Annotated in this window: 6 protein-coding genes and 1 pseudogene; 4 read left to right on the top strand and 3 right to left on the bottom strand. The window is 69.0% G+C overall.

The genetic code is table 11. The annotated features are described in order from the left end of the window. The coding region (locus GXZ33_RS00140; protein ID WP_291338843.1) for a DJ-1/PfpI family protein at positions 1 to 811 on the bottom strand (811 nt) is incomplete at its 3' end. Between the two features lie 99 nt (positions 812 to 910). Between GXZ33_RS00140 and GXZ33_RS00135 the strand changes: the two genes are divergently transcribed. Both GXZ33_RS00135 and GXZ33_RS00130 read left to right on the top strand, forming a co-directional pair. After that, positions 911 to 1,525 carry an isochorismatase family protein gene (locus GXZ33_RS00135; RefSeq protein WP_291338842.1) on the top strand — a complete coding sequence of 205 codons (615 nt, stop codon included), beginning with the start codon at positions 911 to 913 and terminating at the stop codon, positions 1,523 to 1,525. A gap of 4 nt (positions 1,526 to 1,529) precedes the next feature. Beyond that, the gene (locus GXZ33_RS00130) at positions 1,530 to 2,558 is read left to right on the top strand and encodes an LLM class flavin-dependent oxidoreductase (protein ID WP_291338841.1); all 1,029 of its coding nucleotides are present in this window, start codon (positions 1,530 to 1,532) and stop codon (positions 2,556 to 2,558) included. Here the strand turns inward: GXZ33_RS00130 and GXZ33_RS00125 are convergent. Beyond that, positions 2,555 to 3,418, bottom strand: coding sequence for a Ku protein (locus tag GXZ33_RS00125; protein WP_040085471.1), 864 nt, complete (start codon positions 3,416 to 3,418; stop codon positions 2,555 to 2,557). The two genes, GXZ33_RS00130 and GXZ33_RS00125, sit on opposite strands and share 4 nt — an antisense overlap. 30 nt (positions 3,419 to 3,448) lie before the next feature. On the opposite strand from GXZ33_RS00125, the pseudogene GXZ33_RS00120 reads away from it, so the two are divergent. Continuing rightward, positions 3,449 to 5,925: pseudogene (locus GXZ33_RS00120) on the top strand (ATP-dependent DNA ligase). A gap of 46 nt (positions 5,926 to 5,971) precedes the next feature. Here the strand turns inward: GXZ33_RS00120 and GXZ33_RS00115 are convergent. Further along, positions 5,972 to 7,312, bottom strand: coding sequence for a DUF4185 domain-containing protein (locus GXZ33_RS00115; RefSeq protein WP_291338840.1), 1,341 nt, complete (start codon positions 7,310 to 7,312; stop codon positions 5,972 to 5,974). A gap of 110 nt (positions 7,313 to 7,422) precedes the next feature. On the opposite strand from GXZ33_RS00115, the gene GXZ33_RS00110 reads away from it, so the two are divergent. Then, entirely contained in the window at positions 7,423 to 8,619 is a 1,197-nt protein-coding gene (locus GXZ33_RS00110) for a PQQ-dependent sugar dehydrogenase (protein WP_291338839.1), read from the top strand. Positions 8,620 to 8,847 lie beyond the last annotated feature (228 nt).

Genomic DNA, 8,847 nt, shown 5'->3' with positions numbered 1-8,847 from the left:
GCAGGGAGCGGGCTTCGTCCAGGCGGTGGTCGGTGACCCAGCGCGCCGGGCTGGTGCCGGTGATCTCGCGGAACCGGCGGGTGAAGTTGCGTCGGCTCATGTGGGCGCGTGCGGCCAGCTCCTCGACGGTCAGCGACTCGTCCAGGTTGGCCAGGGCCCAGTCGATGACCTCACTGACCGGCCCCTGACCCTGGTGGGCCGGGAGAGGCCGTTCGATGTACTGGGCTTGTCCGCCTTCGCGGTGCGGGGCGATGACCAGGTGGCGGGCCACCCGGGCGGCGGCGGCCGTGCCGAGGCGGGTGCGGACGATGTGCAGGCAGGCGTCGAGGGCGGAGGCGGTGCCCGCGGAGGTGAGCACGTCCTCGTGATCGATGTAGAGCGCGTCCGCCTCCAGGCTGATGTCGTGGAAACGTCCGGCGAAGTCGTCGGCCGCGGCCCAGTGCGTCACCGCCATCCGGCCGTCGAGCACCCCGGAGGCCGCCACCGGGAAAGCACCCAGACAGAGCCCGGCGACGGGGGCGCCACGGTGCTGAGCACCTCGGACCAGGGTCTTCACCCGCTCAGAGGGATCCCGCAGGTCGGGGTACCAGGCGGGCAGCACCAGCAGGTCGGCGCTCTCCGCGGCCTCCGGGCCGGCCAGGTCACCCAGCAGCAGCCCCTCGGCGGTGCGCACGGGCTGCCCGTCCTCGGACCACACCTGGACGGACCAGTTGTCGGCCAGTCCGAGGCGGGAGACCTCCCCGAACACCTCCAGGGGGACGGCGACGTGGAAGGCGGTGATGCCCTCGAAAGCGAGGACGGCGATCTTCATGTTGGCCCGATTCCATCGACAGTGTTCCCTTGCGCCACTCACGCTACCGGACTCCCGCGGGCCACCATGGACTGACCATCCCCACGCAAGGAGAACACCATGACCCGTCGTGCCCTCATCCTCGTCGATGTCCAGCAGGAGTATTTCTCCGGCCCGCTGGCCATCCAGTACCCGCCGGTGGAGGAGTCCCTGGCGAACATCCTCAGCGTCATCGACGCCGCCGAGCAGGCCGGGATCCCGGTCGCCGTCATCCGGCACGAGTACCCGGCGGACTTCCCGGTCTTCGGCGCCGGGTCGCCGGGGCAGGAGCTGCACCCGGACATCGCCGCCCGCGCCACGGACGCCTGGAAGCCCGCCACCAAGTCCTGGGCCAGCATCTTCGCCGGCACTGATCTGGACGAGTGGGTGCGCGAGAATGACGTCGACACCCTCACGCTCGTCGGTTACATGACCAACAACTGCATCATCGGCACCGCGGCCGACGCTGAGCCGCGCGGCCTGGCCGTCGAGGTGCTTTCCGACGCCACCGGCGCGATCAACCTGTCCAACTCCGCCGGTTCCGCGCCTGCGCAGCAGGTACACGAGACCCTCATGGTCCTGCTCAACTCCAACTTCGCCGCCGTGGACACCACCGCCGCCTGGCAGGCCGCCGTGGCGGACAACCAGCCGCTGACCGGTGGCAACCTCATCGAATCCGCCACCCAGGAGCAGTAACCCAGTGACCCGCATCCCCCTCTCCCTCGTCGACTTCTCCGCCTTCTTCGACGGCGAGCGTCCCGCCGATGCTTTTCGACGCTCCGTCGACCTCGCCCGCAAGGCCGAGGAACTCGGTTTCTCCCGCGTCTGGTACTCCGAGCACCACAACACCGCCTCGATCGCCTCGGCCGTCCCGGCCCTGGTCATCGGGCACGTTGCGGCCCACACCTCGACGATCCGCCTCGGCGCGGGTGGCGTCATGCTGCCCAACCACTCCCCGTACATCGTGGCCGAGCAGTTCGGCACCCTGGAGGAGATGTACCCCGGCCGCATCGACCTCGGCCTCGGCCGCGCGCCCGGCACCGACCGCACCACCCTGGCCCGCGCGCTGCGCCGCCCGGTCAACGCCGCGGAGAACTTCCCCTCCGACATCATCGAGCTCGCCCGCTACCTCCAGGGCGAGTCGCTCATCCCCGACGTGCAGGCCATCCCGGGCCGGGACACCAACGTGCCCCTCTACATCCTCGGTTCCTCCCTCTACGGCGCGCAGCTGGCCGCCAAGCTGGGCCTGCCGTACTCGTTCGCCTCACACCTGTTCCCGCCCATGCTCGAGCAGGCCGTCACCGTCTACCGTGAAACGTTCGAACCGTCGGCGCTGATGGACGAGCCCTACGTCATCGCCGCCCTCAACGCGACGGCCGCCGACACCGAGGAGGAGGCGGCCCGCCTCCACCGGGAGATGGTGCGCCAGCACGTCACCGTCATGCACTTCAACGGCCGTGTCGCCGGGGACGACGAGATCGACCAGGTCCTGGCCTCCCCGGTGGGACAGCACTACGCCTCCATGCTCGACTACTACGCCGTCGGCACCGGCGAGCAGACCGCCGAGTACCTGGAGGCCTTTGCCGAGCGCGCGCAGGCCGACGAACTCATGCTGCTGATCAAGGGACCGACCACCCAGACCAACAACCGCACACTCGAACTCATCGCGCAGGCGTGGGGCCTGGACCCGGCGACGGCGGCCGGGGACCCGACGACCTGGCGTCGTTAAGCGGACTTCGACTTCTTGGTCGTCTTCTTCGCCGCCTTCTTGGTGGTCTTCTTGGCAGGCTTCTTCCCGCCGCGCTTCTTGTCGAGCGACGCCTTGAGGGCCTCCATGAGGTCGACGACGTCGGCGTCGTCCGAGTCATCCTCGTCCGGTTTCTCCCCGAAGGTGGCCTCCGTGTCGAGGGTGTCGCCGGCCTCGAGTTTGGCGTCGATAAGCTTGCGCAGCTCGATCTGATACTCGTCCTCGAACGCCTCCGGAGTGAAATCCGAGGCGAACTGATCGACCAGCGCTGCCGACAGTTCGAGCTCCTTGTCGGAGATTTTCGCCCGCGACTTCGTGCCCTTGAAATCCACGTCGCGGACCTCATCGGCGCACAAGAGACCCTGCAGGACGAGCACCTTGCCGCGCACCCGCAGCGCACCCAGGCGGGTCTTCTGTCGCAGCGCGAACGTGACGATCGCGGTGCGGTCCGTCGCCTCCAGCGTCTGCCGCAGCAGCAGGTAGGACTTCGGCGACTTGCCCTCCGGCTCGAGGAAGTAGCTGCGTTCGAGCATGATCGGGTCGACCTGTTCGGAGGGGACGAACTGGACGACCTCGATCTCGTTGTTGTCGGCCTCCGGGAGCGCCTCGAAATCCTCGTCGGTGAGGACGACGGTGTCCCCGTCCGACTCGTAGGCCTTGTCGATGTTCTTGTAGTCGACCTTCTCGCCGCACACCTCGCAGCGCCGCTCGTAGCGGATCCGGCCGCCGTCCTTGTCGTGGACCTGGTGGAAGGAGATGTCGTGGTCCTCGACCGCCCCGTAGGCCTTGACGGGGACGTTGACGAGTCCGAACGTGATGGCTCCGGTCCATACTGCGCGCATAACATGAAGCTTATACAGAAAGGGCAGGCCATGGCGCGAGGCAGGAAGCAGTTTCAGGTCGGCGAGCGCACGCTGTCGGTGAGCAACCTCGACAAGGTGCTTTACCCGGCCACGGGCACGACGAAGGCCGATGTCATCCACTACTACCTCAGCGTCGCCGAGGTGATCATCCCGCAGCTCACCCGCCGTCCCGTCACCCGTAAAAGGTGGGTCGACGGGGTCGGCACCGAGGAAGAACCGGGGCAGGTGTTCTTCCGCAAGGATCTGGAGGATTCGGCGCCCAGCTGGATCCCGACCGGCAGGATCGCGCACAAGACCTCCACCAACCACTACCCGCTGGCCGAGGAACCGGCCGTCCTGGCCTGGTTCGGGCAGGTCGCCGCCCTCGAGCTCCACGCCCCGCAGTGGCGTTTCGGCGCCAACGGCCAGCCCCGCAACCCCGACCGGCTGGTGCTCGACCTCGACCCGGGCGAGGGGGTGGGGCTGCGCGACTGCGCGGAGGTCGCCGGCTGGTGCCGGGAGATCCTCGAGGACATGGGCATGCCCGCCTTCCCCGTGACCTCCGGGTCGAAGGGCATCCACCTCTACGCGGCGCTCGACGGCACCCACAACTCCGAGACGATCTCCCAGGTGGCCCGCGAACTGGCCCGCGGCCTGGAGGCCGATCACCCGGATGAGGTGATCTCCACGATGAAGAAGGCCGACCGCGCCGGGAAGGTGTTCATCGACTGGTCGCAGAACAACGCCTCCAAGACCACCGTCAGCCCGTACTCCCTGCGCGGTCGCCTGCGGCCCACGGTCGCCGCACCCCGTACCTGGGAGGAGCTGGCGGACCCGGACCTGCGGCACCTCGAGTACGAGGAGGTCCTCGAGCGGGTCGCCGAGGGGCTTGATCCGCTGGAGCCCCTGCGCGCCGACCCCTCCGAGACCCCGACCGGCTGAGCACCTACCGCTCCATGCGCGATCCCTCGAAGACGGCGGAGCCGGTGCCGGAGGAGCGGCCGACGGCGCGTGCGGACGGTGAGCCGACCTTCGTCATCCAGGAGCACCACGCCCGCCGCCTGCACTGGGATTTCCGCCTCGAGCACGACGGGGTGCTCGTCTCCTGGGCGGTACCGAAGGGCCCGCCGCTGGACCCCTCCCTCAACCGCCTGGCCGTGCAGACCGAGGACCATCCCCTGGAGTACGGCACCTTCGAGGGGACCATCGCGAAGGGGGAGTACGGCGCCGGCGAGGTGAGCATCTGGGATGCGGGCACCTGCGAGATCGAGAAGTGGCGCGGCGGCAAGGAGGTCATCGCCGTCCTCCACGGCCGCCCCGACGGTGGGCTGGGTGGTGTGCCGCGCCGCTACGCCCTCATCCACGCCCCGGGCATGGGGGAGGAGAAGCACTGGTTGCTGAAGTTCATGAAGGATCAGCCCGACGATGCTTCTCGACGCCCCGCCGATCCCGCTCCCAGCGAGAAGGCTGAGGTCGCTGAGTCCCCTGCCGCCCGCCCGGCGTTCGGCGTCGCGGACCTGCCGTCCCCGATGCTCGCCACCCCGGGCACCCCGGCCGACATCAAGCTCGGCGTGCAGGACGGGGAGGAGTGGGTCTTCGAGATGAAGTGGGACGGCTACCGCATCATTGCGGGAGTGGGCGTCGGGACGGGGGACGGCCGGGTGGTGTTGGCCAGCCGCAACGGTCACGACTACACGGCGCTGTTCCCGCAGGCTGGGGAGCTGGTGGAGCTGCTGCAGGGCCCGGCCGCGGAGGCCGGTGGGGCGGTGTTCGACGGGGAGCTGGTGGCCCTCGACGACCGCGGCCGCCCCGACTTCGGGCTGCTGCAGGCCGCCGCCAAGGGGGAGGCCGGGGACGTGACGTTGCGTTACATGGTCTTTGACATCCTCCAGCTCGGCGCGCCGGGTGACCAGGACGTGAGTCCGCAGCTGCGGACTCCGTACCGTCAACGCCGCGAGCTCCTGCGCGAGGTGCTGGCCGAGGGTGAGCACGTCACCGTCCCTCCCGCGCTCACCGGGAGCCTGGCCCAGGCGGAGAAGATCAGCCGCGAGCTGGCGCTGGAGGGGCTGGTGGCCAAACGCGCCGACTCTACCTACCTGCCCGGTAAGCGGGGCAAGGCGTGGCTGAAGCTGAAGACGCAGCTGCACCAGGAGGTGGTGGTGATCGGTGCCCGCCACGGCAAGGGCGGGCGCGCCGGCGGGATCGGTTCGCTGCTGCTGGCGGTGCCGGACGCCGACGGTCAGCTGCGCTACGCCGGCCGCGTCGGCACCGGCTTCACCGCCGCGCAGCTGGGGGACATCGAGAAGACCCTGCGCCGTATCGGGCGCAAGACCCCGCCGGTCGACGACGTGCCGACGGCGGACCAGTCCGACGCGTGGTTCGTCACCCCGAAGCTCGTCGGCGAGGTGTCCCTGGCGGGCCGGACCCGCGAGGGGCGGGTACGCCAGGCCGCGTGGCGCGGGTGGCGTGCGGACAAGAACCCCGACGAGGTGCGCTGGGAGGTGTAGGGGCCGGTGAACCAGTGGATGCTGGCGATCAACCGCACCCTGTGAACTACTGCTCCAGCGGCACGATGACCAGGTCCGTGGTGGAGTCCAGGAGCCCCTGCTCCGGCGTGGTGTCCGCGGTGACCTCGGTCTGCTCGACCCGGATGACGGACTGATCGCCGGCGCGGTCCTGCGGGACGGTCTGCGGAGCCATGCGGCCCTCCGGGACGGTGGGTGCGGTGCCGATGCCGAAGAACTCGTCGAGACCCGTGACGTTGAACTGGGTCGAGTTGTAACGGGTGTTGCTGCCGGTCCGCCACTGGGACACCACGAGATCCATGTCCCCGATGGTCGAACCCGGGACGATGTAACCGCCGTAGACCTGCGCGAAGTTGCCGGCGTCCTGCGGGGAACCCCACACGCCGCCGAGGATGACGTCCGCCGGGGTGATGGCGTCCCAGTCGTCGGTGATGTTCTCCGTGATGCGCACCTGCACGGTGTAGGTGGAGGCGTTGAACATGGCCAGGACCCAGTGGCCCTCGATGTAGCGCAGGGACATCTCGCCGGCGGCGACGTCGTCGCTCAGCACCGGGGTGCCGGCGAAGGTGGCGTCCCACTCGCCGGTGGTGGTGTTGTAGTGCTCCCAGGTGGTGCGGTCGGCGATCTGCTCCGGCAGGAAGCGGGAGAGGTAGACGTCGTCGGCACGCTTGAACTCCGAGGACATGACGTAGACGTAGCCGTCCGGGCCCTGCTCCCACGTGATGAGGTTGCCCTGGCCGTTCATGTATGAGGTCGGGGTGGTGCCGAGCGACTCCCAGGTGGCTCCCTGGTCGGTGGACTCCCAGATCTCGGTGCGCAGCACGTTGCCGATGCCCTGGTTCCACATGCCCTGCAGGTAGAGGGTGCCGTCGATGTTGATGACGTCGGAGGGGATGACGGTGATGCCGTCGGTGTGGGCGTAGTCGATGAGCTGCTCGACGCGGTCACCGTCGTTGAGGGGTCGGAGGATCTCGATGCGGCCGTCCTCACCCATGACGGCGACGACACCGACCGGGCTCATCCACTCGCCCTGCCCGAAGCGGGGACCCCGCCACGAATCGCCGAAGAGGATGGCGAACTCCTCGCCCACCCCGATGTTCGCCATGATGCCGAGGTCACCGATGAGGAAACCGACGTTCTCGGAGATGCCCTGGCCGAGGAGATCACCGACGACGGTGATGACCAGCGGGCCGTCCACCCGGTCCTCGCCGAACTCGACCTTGTTCACCGGGCCGCGGGAGCTGCCCGAGGAGCCGGAGGAACCGGAGGAGCCGGAGCTGCTCGAGCTCTGCGCCAGTGCCGGGGTGACGGCACCGCCGCCGAGGACGAGGGTGAGGGAGAGGGCGATGATGGGAAGCGTCTTCTTCACGGGGAGTTCTTTTCAGCAGGGGGCCGGACAACGAGTAGAGACATTACAGACCGGCCATGAACAGATCTCGATGACGCTCATCACATCGGATCTCTGGTTAGTGTGGGGCCATGCGTCGAATCCTCGCCCTGTCCCTATCCGCGGTCCTGCTCAGCGGCTGCACCTCGGAACCCGCGGAGGTGCCACCGCCCACGGAGGGGGCCACGGTGTCGCCGGCGACGGTGGACCCGGAGCTTGTCGAAGAAGAAGAGGAGGAGGGCGCGGAGGTCGCCGGCACCCCGGAGCCGGTCGCCCTCGACGACGCCACCCGCGAGTTCACCGTCGACGAGCACGGCAGCTTCAACACCGGGTGGGCGATGACCTTCCTGCCGGGCACCGACCATCTGCTCATCGCCGAGCGCCGCGGCGCGCTGCAGCTGCGGGACCAGACGACCGGCAAGGTCACGGAGGTCACCGGTCTGCCGCCCGTGCACGCGCAGGGGCAGGCGGGCATGCACGACATCATCCCGGGTCCCACCTTCGAGCAGGACGGCATGGTCTACCTGAGCTGGGTGCGGTCGCACACCAACGGCGCGCAGGGCGTCGTGGGCCGCGCTTACCTGGACACGGTCAACCACCGGCTGGTCGGCCTGGAGGAGCTCTGGGAGCAGACCCCGGCCGCCGGCAACGGGCATCTCTCGCTGCGGCTGCTCATCCACGACGGCCATCTCTACGTCACCTCGGGCGACCGCCAGGAGATGAGTCCCGCGCAGGAGAACGAGACCAACCTCGGTTCCGTCCTGCGTTTGACCCTCGACGGGCAGCCCGCGCCGGGCAACCCGTGGGACACCGAGCAGTGGACGATGGGACACCGCAACGCGTTGGGCATCGACACCGACGACCAGGGCCGCATCTGGGTCTCGGAGATGGGCCCGCAGGGCGGCGACGAACTCAACCTGCTGGTCGAGGGCGACAACTACGGGTGGCCGGAGGCGTCGATGGGCGTGCACTACAACAACGACCCCATCCCCGACCACAGCGACGACGACGGTTTCCACGGCCCCGCCGCATGGTGGGTGCCGTCGATCTCGCCCGGCAACCTCCTCATCTATTCCGGAGAGCTTTTCGACGGCTGGTCGAACTCCGCCCTCCTCGGCGGATTGTCCGGCGAAAAGATCGTCCGGGTGGAGCTCGGCGAGCCGGCGACGGTCGTCGACGAATGGGAGATGGGCGCGCGCATCCGGGCGTTGGCCGAGGCACCCGACGGAGCGATCTGGGTGTTGGAGGACGGCCCGGCCGGCAGGCTGCTGGAGCTGCGCCCGGCCTGACGTGTCGGCGGGGTGAAGATCCGTTCCTGCTCGCGCCACAGCACGACGGCGGTGACCGCGAGGAGGACACCGGTGGCGATGACCTCCGTGTCCGGGTGCGTGGCCAGGACCTGGGTGCTCAGGTTCGCGCCGAGGTGGACGAGGATCGTGAGCGTGATGTTGCGGTCGCCGCGGACGTAGATCCAGTTCATCAGCAGCACGAACGGGAGCATGCTCACGGGGAAGTTG

Source organism: Corynebacterium sp. (genome assembly GCF_012838985.1).
Taxonomy (GTDB): Bacteria; Actinomycetota; Actinomycetes; order Mycobacteriales; family Mycobacteriaceae; genus Corynebacterium.
This window is presented reverse-complemented; position numbering and strand designations above follow the sequence as displayed.

What these genes read in the sequence shown, in the direction of transcription:
- GXZ33_RS00135 (WP_291338842.1), top strand. Translation starts at nt 911, where the DNA reads ATGACCCGTCGTGCCCTCATCCTCGTCGATGTCCAGCAGGAGTATTTC.
- GXZ33_RS00125 (WP_040085471.1), bottom strand. Translation starts at nt 3,418, where the DNA reads ATGCGCGCAGTATGGACCGGAGCCATCACGTTCGGACTCGTCAACGTC.
- GXZ33_RS00110 (WP_291338839.1), top strand. Translation starts at nt 7,423, where the DNA reads ATGCGTCGAATCCTCGCCCTGTCCCTATCCGCGGTCCTGCTCAGCGGC.